The 19018-nt window shown below is 69.3% G+C and carries 14 protein-coding genes and 1 riboswitch; of the genes, 8 read left to right on the top strand and 6 right to left on the bottom strand.

The features are described 5' to 3' along the window. Positions 1-21: 21 nt before the first annotated feature. Positions 22-1308, bottom strand: a complete 1287-nt coding sequence (locus AB0H86_RS17330; protein ID WP_362438379.1) for an extracellular solute-binding protein — start codon at positions 1306-1308, stop codon at positions 22-24. Positions 1309-1677: 369 nt separating this feature from the next. Here AB0H86_RS17330 and AB0H86_RS17325 point away from each other — a divergent pair, with 369 nt between their 5' ends. The 3 genes from AB0H86_RS17325 to mctP all read left to right on the top strand — a co-directional run bounded on the left by AB0H86_RS17325 (position 1678) and on the right by mctP (position 4563). Further along, on the top strand, positions 1678-2442 hold the full coding sequence (locus AB0H86_RS17325; protein ID WP_362438376.1) for a GntR family transcriptional regulator: 765 nt from the start codon (positions 1678-1680) through the stop codon (positions 2440-2442). Between the two features lie 232 nt (positions 2443-2674). Continuing rightward, positions 2675-2938, top strand: coding sequence for a DUF3311 domain-containing protein (locus tag AB0H86_RS17320; protein WP_362438373.1), 264 nt, complete (start codon positions 2675-2677; stop codon positions 2936-2938). Then, on the top strand, positions 2935-4563 hold the full coding sequence (gene mctP / locus AB0H86_RS17315) for a monocarboxylate uptake permease MctP (protein WP_362438370.1): 1629 nt from the start codon (positions 2935-2937) through the stop codon (positions 4561-4563). The genes AB0H86_RS17320 and mctP overlap by 4 nt, the downstream gene beginning before the upstream one ends. A gap of 82 nt (positions 4564-4645) precedes the next feature. On the opposite strand, the gene AB0H86_RS17310 is transcribed toward mctP, so the two are convergent. Both AB0H86_RS17310 and AB0H86_RS17305 read right to left on the bottom strand, forming a co-directional pair. After that, entirely contained in the window at positions 4646-4867 is a 222-nt protein-coding gene (locus AB0H86_RS17310) for a hypothetical protein (RefSeq protein WP_362438367.1), read from the bottom strand. 161 nt (positions 4868-5028) lie between these two features. After that, positions 5029-8838, bottom strand: a complete 3810-nt coding sequence (locus tag AB0H86_RS17305; RefSeq protein WP_362438364.1) for a helix-turn-helix domain-containing protein — start codon at positions 8836-8838, stop codon at positions 5029-5031. A 496-nt stretch (positions 8839-9334) separates the two neighbouring features. On the opposite strand from AB0H86_RS17305, the gene AB0H86_RS17300 reads away from it, so the two are divergent. From AB0H86_RS17300 to AB0H86_RS17280, 5 genes are all read left to right on the top strand, one after another. Further along, entirely contained in the window at positions 9335-10006 is a 672-nt protein-coding gene (locus tag AB0H86_RS17300) for a CHAP domain-containing protein (RefSeq protein WP_362438362.1), read from the top strand. Between the two features lie 68 nt (positions 10007-10074). Beyond that, on the top strand, positions 10075-10581 hold the full coding sequence (locus AB0H86_RS17295; RefSeq protein ID WP_362438359.1) for a GNAT family N-acetyltransferase: 507 nt from the start codon (positions 10075-10077) through the stop codon (positions 10579-10581). Positions 10582-10640: 59 nt separating this feature from the next. After that, a riboswitch (cobalamin riboswitch) is annotated at positions 10641-10787 on the top strand. Between the two features lie 123 nt (positions 10788-10910). Next, positions 10911-13271 carry a ribonucleoside-diphosphate reductase subunit alpha gene (locus AB0H86_RS17290; RefSeq protein WP_362438356.1) on the top strand — a complete coding sequence of 787 codons (2361 nt, stop codon included), beginning with the start codon at positions 10911-10913 and terminating at the stop codon, positions 13269-13271. Then, positions 13271-14287: a ribonucleotide-diphosphate reductase subunit beta gene (locus AB0H86_RS17285; RefSeq protein WP_362438353.1), complete on the top strand. Its 1017-nt coding sequence runs from the start codon at positions 13271-13273 to the stop codon at positions 14285-14287. Before AB0H86_RS17290 ends, AB0H86_RS17285 begins: the two co-directional genes overlap by 1 nt. 247 nt (positions 14288-14534) lie before the next feature. Continuing rightward, positions 14535-15536, top strand: coding sequence for a helix-turn-helix domain-containing protein (locus AB0H86_RS17280; protein ID WP_362438350.1), 1002 nt, complete (start codon positions 14535-14537; stop codon positions 15534-15536). Positions 15537-15585: 49 nt separating this feature from the next. Here the strand turns inward: AB0H86_RS17280 and AB0H86_RS17275 are convergent, their stop codons facing one another. The 3 genes from AB0H86_RS17275 to def form a co-directional block, all read right to left on the bottom strand. Further along, positions 15586-16953 carry a cytochrome P450 gene (locus tag AB0H86_RS17275; protein WP_362438347.1) on the bottom strand — a complete coding sequence of 456 codons (1368 nt, stop codon included), beginning with the start codon at positions 16951-16953 and terminating at the stop codon, positions 15586-15588. Continuing rightward, positions 16950-18035, bottom strand: a complete 1086-nt coding sequence (cyc1, locus tag AB0H86_RS17270) for an epi-isozizaene synthase (protein WP_362438584.1) — start codon at positions 18033-18035, stop codon at positions 16950-16952. Before cyc1 ends, AB0H86_RS17275 begins: the two co-directional genes overlap by 4 nt. 301 nt (positions 18036-18336) lie before the next feature. Next, positions 18337-18987: a peptide deformylase gene (gene def, locus AB0H86_RS17265; protein ID WP_362438344.1), complete on the bottom strand. Its 651-nt coding sequence runs from the start codon at positions 18985-18987 to the stop codon at positions 18337-18339. Positions 18988-19018: the final 31 nt, after the last annotated feature.

Raw genomic sequence — 19018 nt, 5'->3', positions numbered from 1 at the left:
AGCAACGGGGCCCCACGGTGGTCACTTGGTATTGATGACCTTGTCGATCGCGGCGTCCGCTTCCTTCGCGGCGGCCTCGACCGACTTCTTGCCGGTGCCGATGTTCTGCAGCATGGTCTGCAGGATCTGGGCCTTCTCGACCTGGCCCCAGCCCGGCGCCATCGGGACGAACCAGTTGGACTCGGCCGCGGTGGCCGGAACCGCCGTCGCCGGGTCCTTCTTGAGCGTGGCGAGGTCGGTCTTGTTGTTGGGCAGGTTGCCCTTGGCGATCAGGCCCTTCTGGCCGGCGGGACCGGTGAACGCGTTGATCCACTCGGCGGCGACGGCCTGCGCCTTCGACTTCACCGGGACGGCGAGGTCCGAACCGCCCAGGAAGACGGGGAGGTTCTTGCCGGACGGGCCGGGCATCACGAAGTTCTCGAGGTTGCCCTTGAGCTTGCCGGTCTTGTCGTTCTTCGGGTCCTCGGAGGTCGCGCCCTCCCAGGCCGCGCCGAAGATCATGCCGGACTTGCCCTGGCCGTAGACGATGTAGCGGTCGGACTCGTCCTTGGTCTTGTCGCCGTGCATGTACTTGTCGACGACGTTCTTGAACTCGGTGAGGCCCTTGACGGACTCGGGCGAGGAGAGGTTGGCCTTCCACTGGTCGCCCGACTCGACGGCGATGGAGCCGCCGGCGTCGTAGACGAAGGACATGGCCGCGTACCAGTCACGGGTGGGCTGGTACCAGGCGCTGAACTTGTCGCCCTCCTTCTTCTGGACCTTGTCCAGGGCGGCGGTCAGCTCGTCGTACGTCTTGGGGGCGGACTTGACGCCCGCCGAGGCGAACAGGTCCTTGCGCCAGTTGGCGACGCGGCCGCCGGCGTAGTAGGGAACGCCGTACGTCTTGTCGTCGTAGGTGACCGAGGCCTTGAGGCCGTCCAGCCAGGCTGAGGAGTTGTCGAACTTCGCCGTGTCGAGGGGGGCGAAGGCGCCCCTGACCATGTAGCCGAGCATTTCGGTGTTGCCCATCTCGACGACGTCGGGGGCCTTGTCGGTGGCGAGGACAGCGTCGAGCTTGGTGTTCTTGTCGGGCCAGCCGTAGTACTCGTGGTTGATCTTGATGCCGGGGTGCGCCTTCGTGACCGCGGCGTCGGCGGCCTTGACCAGCTGCGGCCAGTTGTTCTGCGCGTCGACGGTGAGCCAGACGGTCAGCTCCTTGGCGTCCGCGCCGTTCTCGCCCGAGCCCCCGTTGCCGCTGTCGTCCCCGCATGCCGCGATGGAGACCATCATGCCCGCGATACCGATCGCGGCTATCAGCTTGCGCTTCACGCCACCCTCCTCAGGGATGTCACAAACCCCCCTGCTCCCACGTAGCCCATGGGGCCAGGACCTGGACCAGTGGTGTAGACCAGTGGGCAGAGCTTGGCTCAGACCAATAGGGCTGTCAAGGGTGTACGAGTCCGCTCTCACCAGCCGTTATGTGACCTACATATGCAGGAACCTTTAAGTAAGAAGCCCTCGAAAATCGCCGCCCTGAGCGGGCGAATCGGGTAGACCACTTCACGTACCCCGATCCCGCCTGGTGGACTAGACCAGCGGGGTCCGTGACGGTATACAGAAGGGATCACGGAAGGTGCGGAGAACGTGCGCACGCGGCCGTGCCACGATGTGGGCCACCAGGAGCCGGGAAGGCGGAGCATGAGCACCGACGTCAGCAGTGCGGAGAACGAGGGTGGGGCTATCGTCCGTACCGCGCGCGTGCCCAAGTACTACCGCCTGAAGAAGCACCTGCTCGACATGACGGAGACGCAGTCGCCCGGCACGCCCGTGCCGCCCGAGCGCACGCTGGCCGCCGAGTTCGACACCTCGCGCACCACGGTGCGCCAGGCCCTTCAGGAACTGGTCGTCGAGGGGCGCCTGGAGCGCATCCAGGGCAAGGGCACGTTCGTCGCCAAGCCGAAGGTCTCGCAGGCGCTCCAACTCACCTCGTACACCGAGGACATGCGGGCCCAGGGCCTCGAACCCACCTCTCAGCTGCTGGACATCGGCTACATCACCGCCGACGACCGGCTCGCCGGTCTGCTCGACATCACGGCCGGCGGGCGGGTGCTGCGCATCGAGCGCCTGCGTATGGCCAACGGCGAGCCGATGGCCATCGAGACGACCCACCTGAGCGCGAAGCGCTTCCCGGCCCTGCGCAGGTCCCTCGTCAAGTACACGTCCCTCTACACCGCGCTCGCCGAGGTGTACGACGTCCACCTCGCCGAGGCCGAGGAGACCATCGAGACCTCGCTGGCCACCCCGCGCGAGGCCGGCCTGCTCGGCACCGACGTGGGTCTGCCGATGCTGATGCTGTCCCGGCACTCGCTGGACCGGACGGAGCAGCCGGTGGAGTGGGTGCGTTCCGTCTATCGCGGGGACCGCTACAAGTTCGTGGCGCGGCTGAAGCGCCCGCAGGACTGACGCCACGGCAGTACACGCGGTGGAGCGCGACCGCCCCTCGGCGTCAACCGCCCCTCGGCGGCAACCGAACCTCGGCGGGGACCCCTACGGACGACCGCTGTTGACGGTCCACACGGAACCGACACGTACCGGTATGCGGACGAGGGGTTCCGTATCCGCGACACCGTGACCTAGATTGCCTGCGCATTACACAGGTGATCACAGGTGATCAGCGAGGGGACGGAGTCACCCGATGTCGAACGATCCGGAAGTGAGCAGAACGGTGGTGACACCCACTCGGGTCGCCATCGCCGTCTGCCTCGTCGCGCCCTTCGTGGCGATGCTGTGGGTGGGGTCGTACGCCAAGACCGACCCCGCGTTCATCGGCATCCCGTTCTTCTACTGGTACCAGATGGCGTGGGTGCTGGTCTCCACGGTGCTGACGGTGATCGCCTACAAGCTGTGGCAGCGTGACCAGCGCGCCCGCTCGACTCGGCAGGGCGGTGCGTCGAAGTGAACGACGGCGTGAACGGCGTCGCACTCGCCGTCTTCATCTTCTTCTTCCTGGCCGTCACGGTCCTGGGCTTCCTCGCCGCGCGCTGGCGCAGGGCCGACGACGAGCACAGCCTCGACGAGTGGGGCCTGGGCGGACGGTCCTTCGGCACCTGGGTCACCTGGTTCCTGCTCGGCGGTGACCTGTACACGGCGTATACCTTCGTGGCCGTCCCGGCGGCTATCTACGCGGCGGGCGCGGCCGGCTTCTTCGCGGTGCCGTACACGATCCTGGTGTACCCGCTGATCTTCCTCTTCCTGCCCCGTCTGTGGTCGGTGTCCCACAAGCACGGATACGTGACCACGTCGGACTTCGTGCGCGGCCGCTTCGGCTCGAAGGGGCTCTCGCTGGCGGTGGCCGTGACCGGCATCCTCGCCACGATGCCGTACATCGCGCTCCAACTGGTCGGCATCCAGGCGGTGCTGGACGTGATGGGCGTCGGCGGCGGCGAGGACACCAACTGGTTCGTCAAGGACCTGCCGCTGCTGATCGCGTTCGGTGTGCTGGCGGCGTACACCTACTCGTCGGGCCTGCGCGCCCCCGCCCTCATCGCCTTCGTCAAGGACACGCTGATCTACATCGTCATCGCGGTGGCGATCATCTACATCCCGATCAAGCTGGGCGGCTTCGACGACGTCTTCGCCAAGGCCGGTGACGCGTTCGCGCAGGTGAACCCGGCGACGGACAAGCCACGCGGCGCCCTGGTCCCGGCCGAGGCCGGCCAATGGACGTACGCCACGCTCGCGTTGGGCTCCGCGCTGGCGCTCTTCATGTACCCGCACTCGATCACGGCGACGCTGTCCTCGCGCAGCCGTGAGGTGATCCGCCGCAACACCACGATCCTGCCGCTGTACTCGCTGATGCTGGGCCTGCTCGCGCTGCTGGGCTTCATGGCGATCGCGGCCGGGGTCAAGGTCACCAACGCCCAGTTGGCGATCCCGCAGCTCTTCGAGGACATGTTCCCGGACTGGTTCGCGGGCGTGGCCTTCGCGGCGATCGGCATCGGCGCACTGGTCCCGGCGGCGATCATGTCGATCGCGGCGGCGAACCTCTTCACCCGCAACATCTACAAGGACTTCATCAAGCCGGACGCGACACCGAAGGAGGAGACGCGGGTCTCCAAGCTGGTCTCGCTGCTCGTGAAGGTGGGCGCCCTGGCCTTCGTCCTGACCATGGACAAGACGGTCGCGATCAACTTCCAGCTCCTCGGCGGCATCTGGATCCTGCAGACCTTCCCGGCCCTGGTCGGCGGCCTGTTCACCCGCTGGTTCCACCGCTGGGCGCTGCTCGCCGGCTGGGCGGTCGGCATGGTGTACGGCACGGCCGCCGCGTACGGGGTGGCCTCGCCGACGCAGAAGCACTTCGGCGGCTCGGCGAAGGAGATCCCCGGCATCGGGGAGATCGGCTACATCGGTCTGACGGCGTTCGTCCTGAACGTCGTCGTCACGGTGGTCCTCACCTTTGTCCTGAAGGCCCTCAAGGCCCCGGACGGCATCGACGAGACCTCCCCGCAGGACTACACGGCCGACGCCGGCGACCCGGGCGTCGAGACGGAACTGCCGTCGGCCACGGCGGGATCCGCGCACTGACCCCACGCCGGGCGACCAGGGAAAGGGCCGCCGCGGTCCCCGCCGGGGGCTGCGGCGGCCCTTTCCCGTACGGCGGGATCGGTCAGCGCCTCCTGCTGCGCACCAACTGCCAGACGGCACAGAGGGCGCTGGTGGCGGCGGCCAGCGCCTGAACCGGCCGGGGAGTCATCACGGCCGCGACCAGGGTGCCGGCGGTGATCAGCAGGAAGAGGTACGGCAGGGCGTTGCGCCGGCACCGTGGCGGGGTGCGGCCCGAGGGCGGGGTGTCCGAGATCCCGGGGTCCGGGTCGGGGGCGTGGAACATGGCAGGGCTCATTTCGGCCGTCGACACATCGACAAAGAGGGGGCGCTCTCCGGGAGTCCGGGGCGGCATCCTCAACGTAGCGGCGGACCGAGGGCATACGGGGGGTTCGGCGGGGTTGCCGGGTTGCCACTCACGGTCGAGGCACCGGCAACCCGCCCTTGTCACCGGCAGGGGCGTGTGTCGTCGTCCGAGCCGTTCAGCGCGCGCCAGTCGGAGAGGCTTCCGGGGCCTGCGACCGCGCAGATCCGGCGCAGCGCAGGCATCGGGTCGAGGTCCCAACGGCGTAGGGTGCCGTCCTCGTTGGCGCTGAGCACGGCCAGGCCGTCCGGCGTGAACACGGCACCGCGCACCTCGCCCGCCGGGCCGCGCAGAGCGGCGTACGTCTGCCAGGATCCGTCGCCCTCGCGCTCCCAGACCCGTACCGAACCGTCCCGTGAGGCGCTGACCAGACGCCGGCCGTCCGCCGAGAAGGCGACCCTCAGGACGGGGGCGGTGTGGCCGTAGAGCCGGGCGACGGTCTTTCTGGTCCGGGTGTCCCAGATCTCGACGACGTGATCCCGGCCGGACGAGGCGAGCAGCCGACCGGTCGGGTCGAAGGCGACGTCGAAGACGGAGTCGGTGCTGACGCGGGGAGAGTGGCGCAGGACCTTCAGGCCGGGCCAGGTGCGGAGGGTGACGGTGTTGTCCTGGCCGCTGGAGGCGAGGAGGCCGCGGCCTTCGGGGGCGAGGGCGATGCCCCAGGCGTTCTCCGCCGTGCGGGAGTGCACCACGCGCCGGCTGTTCAGGTCCCACACGCGCAGGGTGTCGTCCCAGCCGCCGGTGACGAGGCGGGTGCCGGTGCGGTCGAAGACCGCGGCGAGGACCTCGCGGCCGGACCGGGGCAGCTCGGTGAGCAGCTTGCCGGTGTCCGTGTTCCAGACGGTGGTCGTGTGGTCCATGCTCGTCACGGCGAGGAGGGTGCCGTCCGGGTTGTAGGCGAGGTCGGTGATGTCCCTCTCCGCCGCCCGGAAGGTGAGCCGTGGCCTGCGGGCGCGGTCGTCCCAGACCAGGACGTCGCCGTTGTCGTCGCCGGTGGCGTAGCCGCCGCGGGGCGAGCGGGCCAGGGCGGTCAGCGCCCCGAGTCCGGTGCGTACCGGGCTGTCGGCCAGCCGCCAGACGCGCAGGGCGCGGTCCTCTCCGCCGGTGACCACGGTCGAGCCGTCCGGTGACAGGGCGACCGCGTTGACCGGGCCCGCGTGTCCGGTCAGGGCGAGCGGCACGGCGTCCGGGCGGCTCAGGTCGCGGACCTGCGCGGTGTTGTCCTGCGAACCGCTGACCAGGGTGCCGTCGCGGCCGAGGGTCACATCCATGACGGAGTCGCCGTGTGTCCCGTACTTCTCCACCAGCCGGTCGGTGCGGACGTCCCAGACACGGACGGTGCCGTCGAAACTGCCGCCGACCAGTTTCCGGCCGTCCGGGGTGAAGGCGAGGGCGCGGACGGACCGCGTGGGGTGGTGACGGAGTCGGTCCCTTTCCTCGCCGGTGCGCGTGTCCCAGAGCACGACGCTGCGGAACGACTGGTCGTCACCCGACTTGTCACTACCGCCGCCCATGGCGAGGGTTCGGCCGTCGGGACTGAAGGCGACGGCCCGGATCGGGCCGGGCGCGTCCTGTCCACCTGGCTTCGCCGTCCAGTCGAGGCGTCCCTCGGGCATGCGCCACACCCGGATCGTGCCATCGCCGCCCGCGGCGGCCAGACGGGTACCGGCCGGGTTGAAGGCAACGCTCGTGTCGGAGTCCGCGTCGGCGCGGTTCCCCTTGCCCTTGAGCAGCAACCGTGGCCGTTCCAGTCCCGCGAACAGCCATACAGAGCCGTCGTCGTAGCCGGCCACGTACCGTCGACCGTCCCGGCTGTAGGCAATGGAGTCGACCTGGCCGCTGCTGTCCTCTGGACACGGCCAGGACGCCACATGGGCGCCACCGGGATCCTGTCGGGGGCGCCACCGATAGATCCGTCCGTCGCCTCCACCCCAGGCAACTGTGCCCTTCTCCGCCCAGGTCACGGCGGAGACCGGGGTACGAGCATCAAGAGTCCGGGCGCTCCACAGCGAAGCAGAGCTGCTCAGGAGGGCACTGCGGATGTCGGGCGACTCATCGGCCTGATATGCAGCCGCGGCAAGCCGCCCGGCCGCGACGGTGTCGCTCTGTCCCGTGGACAACGACTGGAGAGCCCATGCCTTGGCGCGAGACGTCCGCTCCTGTGTCTCGACCGTCTGCCACTTCGTGTTCGTGACGATGGCGACGGCGACCAGGACGACCAAGGTGATCCCCAGCACCAGCAACTGAATCACCAACCTCCTCCGCCGCACCCTCCGCCGCTCCCGCTCCCGACTCACCGCGAGGAACTCCCGAGGCAGTGGCCCCAGTTCGTCCTCGTGCTCCTCCGCCCAGCGGACGGCGTCGGCCAGTTGGCCACCCGTCAGCAGGAGAGCGTGGTCGCGCCGGGCGTCCTGCCACTGAACAGCCGCTTCGGACAGTCCGCGGCCGACCTTGCCCATCAGCTGGTCGTGGGTGATCCACAGCCTGACCCGCGGCCAGGACGCGAGCAGCGCCTCGTGAGCGACCTGGACGGTGGCCTCGCCGTCCGGTTCCGCGTCGATGGTCAGCAGGCGTTCCCGTACGAAGGCTTCCAGGACCGCGGCGACTTCGGCCTCGTCGCCCGGCAGGAGGTCGAGCAGCCGGGCGCGGCTGATCCGCCGCCGGGTGATGTCGTGCAGGTCGTCGCGACGGCCGAGGCGTACGAAGGCGTGCTCGGCGATGCGCCGGCCACGGGTGCCGAGCCCCTGGTAGGTGTGGTCGGCGGAGAGGGCGAGGGCCCGGCGGATACCACCGGACTTGCGGTAGGCGGCCGTGGTGAGCCGGTTGCCCTCGCGGTGCATCCAGGTGACCCTCAGCGCGTGGGAGAGCAGGGGCAGTGTGCCCGGAGCGCAGCCCTCCTCGTCGGCCCAGGGGTCGGACAGCGCGCCCAGTTCGTGCAGCAGGACCTCGACCAGGGCGTCGTCGACGACCAGACCCGCCGCCTCGGCCGGTTCGGTGATCGCCTCGCGCAGTTCCGACTCGGTCATGGGTTCGAGAAGAAAGGGGGTCGCGCGCAGGGCGGCGGTGAGCCCGGGGTGGGTCAGGCAGCGGCCGTAGAAGTCGGCGCGCAGGCCGAGCACCACATGGACGACGGGTTCGCCGGCGGTGTCGCACAGCTTGGGCAGGTCGCAGAGCAGGTCGAAGAAGGTGCGCCGCTGCTCGGGGTCCTGGCACTGCGCGAAGGCCTCCTCGAACTGGTCGACGAGGATGAGCGTCCGGTACGGCCGTTCGGCGGGCCGGTCCCCCGGTGGGCCCGCCTCGCCCAGCAGGTCGGCGCAGTCCCGGGCGGACGAGCGTACGGCGTCGAGGGTGCGGTCGGGGTCGGTGCCCAGCCGGGTGGTGATCGCCTGCGCCAGCCGGTCCAGGGGCCGGTCGCCCGGGGTCAGTTCGACGACCGGCCAGTCCTGTGAACCCGGCAGTCGGCCGGCCGAGAGGGCGCCCATGAGTCCGGCCTTCAGCAGCGAGGTCTTGCCGGCACCCGATGGGGCCACGACGACGTAGGGGCCCTGGGCGGGCGCGCGCCGGTCGAGGCCTTCGAGCAGGGCGCCGATCGCGGCACCGCGGCCCCGGTAGAGGTGGGCCCAGGCGGCGGTGTAGGCGGCGAGGCCGCGGAAGGGGCAGTCGCCTTCGGGGCCGCGTGGGGCGGGGAGTCTGCGACCGCTGCGCACGACCTCCCGTTCGTGGAGGGCCAGGAGGCGGCCCTGCGCGGCGAAGAACGTGTCGAGGGCCTGGGCGAGCGTGGCGCTGCCCGGTGCTCTGCCGTTCTCGATTCGGCTGATGTGGGCCTTGTCGTAGCGGACCTTCGCGCTCAGTGCGCCCTGGGTCAGTCCGGCCTGCTCGCGGAGCCGGCGCACTTCGGCGCCATAGCCGACGGAACCGCGGGCCGCGGCGGCTCCGGGGCCGGATTCGGGCCCCGGTTCGGGTCCGGATTCGGGTGCAGGTCCGGGTCCGGATTCGGGTCCGGGTCCGGGTGCAGGTCCGGGTCCGGATTCGGGTCCGGGTCCGGGTGCAGGTCCGGGTCCGGATTCGGGTCCGGATTCGGGTCCGGATTCGGGTGCAGGTCCGGGTCCGGATTCGGGTCCGGGTCCGGGTGTCTCCGTGTCGTCCCCCTCATCGCCCCCGGCGTTCCCGCCTGTTGCCGATTGCCCACCGCTTCGGCAACCGGCAACCCCCTCTTCCGCACCGTCGAACCCTGGCCGCACCTGCTACACCTGTCATCACGCCGTCGCATTCCGGAGTCGACAACTTACCCGGAGTGACGGCGCGTTCAGCGGGCGCGTGTGACGTGCGACGACGCGGGTTGTGCGCCGCTGTTCCGTTTCCCCGTCCACCACCTCACCGGAGGTCTCCGTGCACCGTCATGCCCTGCGCTGCCTGATCGCGGCCGCCCTGCTCGCCGCCCCCGCCCTCGCCGACTCCCCCGCGGCCGCGGCGGCCACAGCCGCTTCGCCCGCCGTGCGGACCGCCGCCGCGCCCAGCCCCGTACGCCAGGCCATCGTGGACCGCGCGAACCGCGCGCTGACCACCGCGCATCTCTACAAGGAGACCCGCAACGGCCCCGTCCGGCTGAGCAAGCCGGGCGACTCTCGCAACGACAACTTCCTCGGCGGCGGGAACTTCAACGAGTACAACGGCTTCAACGGCGACGCGTGGTGCGGGTACTTCGCGAACGCGATGTGGGCCAACTCGGCTGCGGCTCCCGACAATCACAAGTCGTCCCGGGCCTGGGAGACCGGCGTGGGCGGCCGGTTCCACGCCTACCGTCCCGGGCAGCCGCCACAGCGCGGGGACGTGATCGTGTGGCACAACCACGACAGCCGTGCCCCCCGGGGCCATGTCGCGGTCGTCGTGGCGGTCGGCGGCAGTGACGGCCGGTCGGTCACCACCATCGAGGGCAACGCGGGCCGCGGCTCCGACAGCATCACGATGAAGACGTACCGCTGGGTGGGCGCCCAGGGACCGAAGCTGCCGGGCCGCAACAACAGCACGCTGAAGGTACGGGGCTTCGCCTCCCGCAGTTGATCCGCACCCAAGGGCCGCCGGAGGAAATCCGGCGGCCCTTGGCCGCACCCCTGGTGCACACTCCCGGCATGGACCTCGTGATCCGGCAAGCAGCCCCCGACGAATACGACACCCTCGGCGAGATCACCGCCCGGGCCTACCTCCTGGACGACCTCCTCCTCTTCGGCGAGAGCGACTGGTACCTCGGTGAACTGAAGGACGTGGCCAAGCGCGCCGCCGCCGCGGACGTACTGGTGGCCACCCAGGGCGAACAACTCCTCGGCGGCGTCACCTTCGTACCGTCCGGCGGACCCATGGCCGACATCGCCCGCACCGGAGAGGCCGAGATACGGATGCTCGCGGTCGCCCGGGAGGCGCGCGGACGCGGAGCCGGCGAGGCGCTCGTGCGGGCCTGCGTCGACCGGGCGAGGGCCACGGACGGCTGCGTCCGGATCGTCCTGTCGACCCAGCACACGATGGGCTCCGCCCACCGCATCTACGAACGTCTGGGCTTCGTCCGGCTCCCCGAGCGCGACTGGAACCCGATCCCGGACCTCGACGACCTCACGCTGCTCGCTTACGAGTTGACGCTGTGAGTTGACACTCTGCCACGCTCAGAAGTCGGGCGCGACACAACATATGGGGGTGCTGTCGCCACCCGGCACAAGATGTATGCTCGTGCTCGCTGTCGCCGCAGGGGAATCCGGTGCAAATCCGGAACTGTCCCGCAACGGTGTACTCATGCGTGCAAATGCCCGCATGAGAGTCAGTCCGAGGACCTGCCGACAGTGCGCCCGGCCATCAGGCCCGGGTGCCCAAACGTCCGGGCCTCGTGGAATGGGCCGGTGGACGCGACGCCGTGTGCGCTCGTGTGCTGCCCCCTGCCCGCTGTGAGGCCCCCTGCCGAGCGAGGGAGAGCCCCCACGTGACCATCGCGCCAGCCGATCCGGTATCAGCGACAGCTCCGGTGGAATCCGACGGCCCCGGAACCGCGTTGCTACGGATCCTTGCCGAGCTGACCGCCGACCTCCCCGACGCCGAACCCGGCCGGGTCGCCGCCGCCGCGCTGCGTGGCCGGTCCGCGCGGGCGGACGAGTCGGAGCTGCGCGAGCTGGCCACCGAGGCGGCCGCCGGTCTCATCTCCGAGGACCCCGTCTACTCGCGGCTGGCCGCCCGTCTGCTCACGATCAGCATCCGCGCCGAGGCCGCCTCCCAGGGCGTCACGTCCTTCACCGGCTCGGTCGCCGTCGGACACCGGGAAGGCCTGATCGCCGACCGTACGGCCGAGTTCGTACGCCTCCACGCCGACCGCCTCGACACGCTGATCGACACTCAGGCGGACGACCGCTTCGGCTACTTCGGGCTGCGCACCCTGCACAGCCGCTACCTCCTGCGGCACCCGATCACCCGCCGTGTGATCGAGACGCCCCAGCACTTCATGCTGCGGGTGGCGTCCGGCCTCGCCGAGGACGACACCCACCGCTCCGTCGACGAGGTCGCCGCGCTCTACGGGCTCATGAGCCGCCTCGACTACCTCCCGTCCTCCCCCACCCTCTTCAACTCCGGCACCCGGCACCCCCAGATGTCGTCCTGCTACCTCCTCGACTCCCCCAAGGACGAGCTGGACTCCATCTACGACCGCTACCACCAGGTGGCCCGGCTCTCGAAGCACGCGGGCGGCATCGGCATCGCGTACTCCCGCATCCGCTCCCGGGGTTCGCTGATCCGCGGCACGAACGGGCACTCCAACGGCATCGTCCCGTTCCTGAAGACCCTCGACGCGTCGGTCGCCGCCGTGAACCAGGGCGGCCGGCGCAAGGGCGCCGCCGCGGTCTACCTGGAGACCTGGCACTCCGACATCGAGGAGTTCCTGGAGCTGCGCGACAACACCGGCGAGGACGCCCGCCGTACGCACAACCTGAACCTCGCGCACTGGATCCCGGACGAGTTCATGCGGCGTGTGAACGCCGACGCGCGGTGGTCGCTGTTCTCCCCCTCCGACGTTCCCGAGCTGGTCGACCTGTGGGGCGAGGAGTTCGACGCCGCCTACCGCAGGGCGGAGGAGAACGGCCTCGCGAAGAAGACCATCCCCGCCCGTGATCTGTACGGCCGCATGATGCGCACCCTCGCCCAGACCGGCAACGGCTGGATGACCTTCAAGGACGCCGCCAACCGCACCGCCAACCAGACGGCCGAGCCGGGCCAGGTGGTCCACTCCTCCAACCTCTGCACGGAGATCCTGGAGGTCACGGACGACGGGGAGACGGCGGTCTGCAATCTGGGCTCGGTCAATCTCGGCGCCTTCGTCAGGAACGGGGACATCGACTGGGAGCGCCTGGACGAGACCGTCCGCACCGCCGTGACCTTCCTCGACCGGGTCGTCGACATCAACTTCTACCCGACCGAGCAGGCGGGCCGCTCGAACGCCAAGTGGCGTCCGGTGGGCCTCGGTGCGATGGGTCTGCAGGACGTCTTCTTCCGGCTGCGCCTGCCCTTCGACTCGCCCGAGGCCAAGGCGCTCTCCACCCGTATCGCCGAGCGCGTCATGCTCGCCGCGTACGAGGCCTCCGCCGACCTCGCCGAGCGGAGCGGCCCGCTGCCGGCCTGGGAGAAGACCCGTACCGCCAGGGGTGTCCTGCACCCCGACCACTACGACGCCGAGCTCGCCTGGCCGGAGCGCTGGGCGGCCCTGCGCGCCCGGATCGCCGCCACCGGCCTGCGCAACTCCCTGCTGCTCGCCATCGCGCCCACCGCCACCATCGCGTCGATCGCCGGCGTGTACGAGTGCATCGAGCCGCAGGTCTCCAACCTGTTCAAGCGGGAGACCCTGTCGGGTGAGTTCCTCCAGGTCAACTCGTACCTGGTGAACGACCTGAAGCGGCTCGGCGTCTGGGACGCGCGTACCCGGGAGGCGCTGCGCGAGGCGAGCGGCTCGGTGCAGGACTTCACCTGGATCCCCGAGGACGTACGGGCCCTGTACCGCACGGCCTGGGAGATCCCGCAGCGCGGCCTGATCGACATGGCCGCCGCCCGGACCCCGTTCCTGGACCAGTCCCAGTCCCTGAACCTGTTCCTGGAGACGCCGACCATCGGCAAGCTCTCCTCGATGTACGCGTACGCCTGGAAGTCGGGCCTGAAGACGACGTACTACCTGCGCTCGCGCCCGGCGACCCGTATCGCCCGCGCCGCCCGGGCCCAAGCCCCGATTCCCGTCCAGCAGCCGGCCCCTGAAGACGCGGTCGCCTGCTCCCTGGAAAACCCCGAGTCCTGCGAGGCCTGCCAGTAATGAGCCCCACCCGTGACCAGAACCTGCTCGACCCGGGATTCGAGCTGACCCTCCGCCCCATGCGCTACCCCGACTTCTACGAGCGCTACCGGGACGCCATCAAGAACACCTGGACCGTCGAGGAGGTGGACCTCCATTCGGACGTCACCGACCTCGCGAAGATGACGCCGGCCGAGCAGCACCTGATCGGCCGCCTGGTCGCGTTCTTCGCGACGGGCGACTCGATCGTCGCGAACAACCTGGTGCTGACCCTCTACAAGCACATCAACTCCCCCGAGGCGCGCCTGTATCTCTCCCGGCAGCTCTTCGAGGAAGCGGTCCACGTCCAGTTCTATCTGACCCTGCTGGACACCTACCTCCCCGACCCGGAGGACAGGGCCGCCGCCTTCGACGCGGTGGAGAACATCCCGTCCATCCGCGAGAAGGCCGGGTTCTGCTTCAAGTGGATCAACGAGGTCGAGAAGCTGGACCGGCTGGAGACCCAGGCCGACCGCCGCCGCTTCGTCCTCAACCTCATCTGCTTCGCCGCGTGCATCGAGGGCCTGTTCTTCTACGGCGCCTTCGCGTACGTCTACTGGTTCCGCAGCCGGGGTCTGCTGCACGGCCTGGCCACCGGCACCAACTGGGTCTTCCGTGACGAGACGATGCACATGAGCTTCGCCTTCGACGTGGTGGACACCGTCCGCAAGGAGGAGCCGGAGCTGTTCGACGACCGGCTTCAGCAGGAGGTCACCGACATGCTGACGGAGGCCGTCGAGGCCGAGCTGCAGTTCGCGCGCGACCTGTGCGGTGACGGCCTCCCGGGCATGAACACCGACTCGATGCGGCAGTACCTGGAGTGCGTCGCCGACCAGCGCCTGACGCGCCTCGGCTTCGCCCCGGTGTACGGCTCCGAGAACCCCTTCTCCTTCATGGAGCTGCAGGGGGTTCAGGAGTTGACCAACTTCTTCGAGCGGCGCCCGTCGGCGTACCAGGTCGCGGTGGGCGGCACCGTGGACCTGGACGAGGACTTCTGATCCTCGGACGCCTCACGGTCCTTCTGGGCCTCCCTGATCTGGCGGTCGATGCGCCTGTCGCGCAGGATCCCGACCACTGACGGGAGGGCCAGGAGGACGAGGATTCCGAGGGCGGTGAGCATTCCGATCAGTCCTTCTGTCTGTGCGCTAGTCATGACACCACTGTCACGCCGGAGACTCCTTACCAACAGTGGCAGGACTGCCGCACACCATCGATTTACTGCCACTTCCGAGGCATACTGGAAACATGCTGCGCAACGTGGCCGCCGTCCTGCTCGACGGCGTGCACCCCTTCGAACTCGGCGTCGTCTGCGAGGTCTTCGGCATCGACCGGAGCGACGAGGGCCTGCCCACCTACGACTTCGCGGTCGTCTCGGCGGAGGGCCCCTCCCTGGCCACGCACGTCGGCGGCCTCACCGTCTCCACGCCGTACGGCCTCGACCGGCTGGAGGAGGCCGATCTGATCGCCGTGCCGGCCGGGAGCGACTACGTCACCCGGACCTATCCGCCCGAGCTCCTCGACGCCCTGGTGCGGGCCGTGGAGCGGGGCGCCCGGGTGCTCAGCGTCTGCTCGGGCGTGTTCGTGCTGGGCGCCGCCGGGCTGCTGGAGGGACGGCGGTGCAGTGCGCACTGGCGGCAGGCGGCGGAGCTCGCGGCGCGCAATCCGGGGGCGTTCGTCGAACCGGACGTGCTGTACGTCGACGCCGACCCGGTGATCACCTCGGCCGGTACCGCCGCCGGGATCGACGCCTGTCTGCACATCGTGCGCAAGGAGCAGGGCCCCGAGGTCGCCAACAAGATCGCCCGGCGGATGGTCGTACCGCCGCACCGGGAGGGCGGGCAGACCCAGTACATCGAGCGCCCGTTGCCGCGGTCGCAGTGCGACACCGTCGGCGAGGTGCTCGTGTGGATGGAGCGGCACCTCGACGAGGAGGTCACCGTCGAGCAGCTCGCCGAGCGCGCGCACATGTCACCGCGCACCTTCGCCCGTCGCTTCCAGCAGGAGACGGGGACGACCCCCTACCGCTGGATCCTGCGACAACGCGTACTGCTGGCCCAGCGGTTGCTGGAGGGGACGGACGAGACGGTGGACGCGATCGCCGGTCGCACAGGGTTCGGCAACGCGGCCGCGCTGCGCCACCAGTTCGTCCGGGCGGTGGGGACCACTCCGAACGCCTACCGGCGCACGTTCAAAGGCCCGGAGACCGCCACCGAAGCGGGCGCCGAATCCGGTACGGACGCCGCCTGACCCCTCAGCGGGCGCCCCGTCGCCTCTTCCCGTCCCCCGTCTCACCCCGTCACCGCGGCACCGCCTTCAGCAGCAGCCGCTTCGGCCGCAGTGTGATGCCCACCCGGGTCGACTCGTCGGCCTCCGGGAGTCGTTCGAAGCGCCACCGGGGGATCACGGTCGCCAGGATGATGCCGAGTTCGGCCACCGAGAAATGGTCGGCGGGGCATTTGCGGTTGCCCGCGCTGAAGGGACCCATCGCGTACTTCGGCACCTCCTTGGAGTGCCCCGGAAGCCAGCGGTCGGGGTCGAAGTCGAGGTGCTGCTCGTACGAGCGCGGGTCGCGCTGGAGAGCGAGCGGGCTGTACACGATGTCCGCCCCGGCCGGAATGCGATACTCGCCGAGCTGGGTTTCGGCCATGGCCCTCCGCGTCAGAATCCAGACAGCGGGGCGTATGCGCAGCGCCTCGGTGACGACATTGTTCGTGTGGGTGAGCTTCCGGAGATCGCCGAATGTGATCGCGCGGTCGCCCACGACCGTTTTCACCTCTTCGCTCACCCGGTCCGCCTGTTCCGGATGCTCCGCCAGCAACTGCAAGATCCACATCAACTGGGACCCCACGGTTTCGCTGCCCGGGGTGAGTATCGCTATGACCTGATCGTGAACCTCCCGGTAGTTGACCGGTTCACCTTTATCGTCCTTCGCCTCCAGCAAGGCGGTGAGCAAATCGTCGGGCTTCTCGGTGGCGGCCCGGCGTTCCGCGATGACCTCGTCGGCCAGCAGATGTAATTCGGCCAAGGCCCGGTCGAATTCCCGGTGCGAGGGCAGCGGGAGCCGGTAGAAGGGGCCGAAGGAGAGGATCATCCGCCGGTACATACCGCCGAACACGGTGGCGAGGGCGGTGCTCAGCCGCTCGGCCAGCTCGTCGATGTGCTCGATCTGCAGGAAGCACCGGGCCGTCATGCGCACGCCCACCCGGAACGCCTCCGCCGTGACATCGACGGTGTCCCCCGCCTGCCAGCGCGCGGCGAAGGCGAGCGATTCCTCGACCATGACCCGCTCGTACTCGTGGATCACGTCCTTGCGGAACGACGGCTGTATGGTCTGCCGCTGGCGCCGGTGCAGCGACCCGTTGCTGGTCGCGACCCCCTTGCCCAGCAGCACGTCCAGGGTGTCCCAGAGCGGTCCGCCTATCTCGTAGCCGGGGCTCGTCAGCATGTCGCCGACGAGGTGCGGCGCGGTGACGGCGTACACCGTCTTCGGTCCCAGCCGCAGCCGGACCAGGTCGCCGTCGTCGCGCAGCCGGGCGAGGAAGCCCAGTGGGTCGCGGACCAGCTTCAAGCCGTGGCCGAGGCCGAGGACACCTCCGCCCGCGAGGGGTGCCTCACACGGCTCCGGAGCCGAAGTGGCCTCGGGCTCAACGGACTCGACGGTCATAACTCACCTGCCGCTTCGTTGGTGACGTACGGGGGTGTGGACCGGTCGTCCCAGCTGTCGACCCGGTACCGGCCGGACTCGTGGTGGAACCAGTAGACGGTGCTGAACCAGTTCCGCATATTGCTGACACAGGCCTCGACGGCGGCACTCAATTCCTTTCCGTGCACGGTACCGTCGGCCAGTTCGTCGGAGAGAATCAAGGCGTCCCGTTCGGCGACGAGGAATTCCGTTACGCATTCCTCCACGCGCCGCCGAACTTCACCTATCGCTTCTTCCAGGGTCAGCCCCTCGTGCTTTATGAGACTGATCCCGAGATTGTGCACCTCGTCGCCCGCCAATTCCTTGGGCATTGAGCAGAGGTCGTTGTACCAGGCGGCGAATTCCTGGCTCAGAAGTGCCGCCCGCCGATATGCCGGGTGATTTCGGATCCGCGCCGGAAGTTCACGGCCCGCGCTCGGCTCCAGCAGATCGGTCCAGATCCAGTGCGCGAAGGTGAGGCGGCGCAGCTCCAGGTATTCCTCGACCGTCGGGACGATCCCCTCGGTGCGGTTGCGGAATTCCCGGTCGTACGCCTCGATCACCTCGTGGAAGTGGCGGGCGAAGCGGGCGTTCCACGACCGGGGCAGGAACGAGTACAACCGCACCACACTGTCGGCGAACCCGGCGACCAGGGGATCCTCGTGGTGCAGATGGGCCCGGGGGGAGTCGAGGGCCCGGTGCAACCGGAACCTGAGCTGCCGCCAGGCGGCCGTGCGGCCGTGCACGATGTCGCGGTCGTGACGGTCGTCCCAGACGAAGAACCACGCGCTGTAGTCCGCTATCGCCTGGAGGACCTCGTCGGGGGCGCCCAGGTAGTAGCCCGCCATGAGGTCGGTGTAGCACAGGCCGTCGGCATATTCCCTCACCTTGTCCGCCGGCATGAGCCGTTTTTCCATCAGCCAGGTTCGGGTCTTCTCTTGGAGCCTGGGCCAATACGGGTGCAGTTGCCTGGGAAACGCTGCCTCGATCACCGGGAGAGAGAGTGACGGTGGAACCGCGATCGCCGTCGGTGTCGATGTGGTGCTGTGTGGGAAAGCAGGCACGAACAAACCCCTTCCAGCCGCCAGTTGACGCACGCCCCTCCCGCTGTACCGGGCGTGCGCCGTTGCGTATCCCCGCACCTGCCATTCAGCACCACAACTGACCGCTCTGGGAACGGATTTGCTCCATTCACTACCCCACAGTGCTGAGATTCCCCCCTTGCGTGACTGCTTAGGGATCACTAGAGGAGCACCGGCGATCGAACGTGCGACGGACGGACGTACGGCGCCTGTTCGGAAGGAATCCTCTGAACAGGCGCCGTACGGAAGGGAGTTGTGAGGCCCAGGGGGCGTGAAGGCCGCGTCAGTCGTTGGCGACCACGGGGTAGCGGGGCTCGTTCTCGGCCATCTGCCGCAGCGCGTCCTTGCGTTCACGCTTGGAGAGCCGGTCGATGTAGAGGTAGCCGTACAGGTGATCGGTCTCGTGCTGCAAACACCGAGCGAAGTAGCCGGTGCCGCGCACCTTGATCGGGTTGCCCTTCTCGTCCTGACCGGTCACCTCGGCGTAGTCCGGGCGGGCCAGCGGCGCGTACGCGGTCGGCACCGACAGACAGCCCTCGTTGCTGTCGTCCAGCCGGCGCTTGTCGGCGGGCAGGTCGACGACCTTGGGGTTGCACACCACCCCGACATGCCGCTTGCCCTCGTCGTCCACGCAGTCGTACACGAAGACCTTCAGGTCGACACCGATCTGGTTGGCGGCCAGACCCACGCCCTCGGCGGTGCGCTGCGAGGCGAACATGTCCGCGACCAGCTGGTCCAGCTCCGCGCCGAACTCGGTGACGTCCTTGCACTCCTTGTGCAGCACAGGGTTCCCGACCACCGTGATCGGCCGCGAGCCGCCACGCTCACGCCAGGCGCTCTCGCGCTCCTCCGTGTCCTCGGTGTCGTTGACGAAGCCCTCGTCGTCCACGGGGAGCACTCCCGCGTGCTGCTGATCGATGTCCTGCTGCGCCATGACCGACGTATGCCTTCCTGCAAGCCTGGGA

This window comes from Streptomyces sp. NPDC050997 (assembly GCF_040660135.1).
GTDB lineage: Bacteria > Actinomycetota > Actinomycetes > Streptomycetales > Streptomycetaceae > Streptomyces.
The sequence above is the reverse complement of the archived record's forward strand: the minus strand, read 5'-3'. Positions and strand labels throughout refer to the sequence as shown.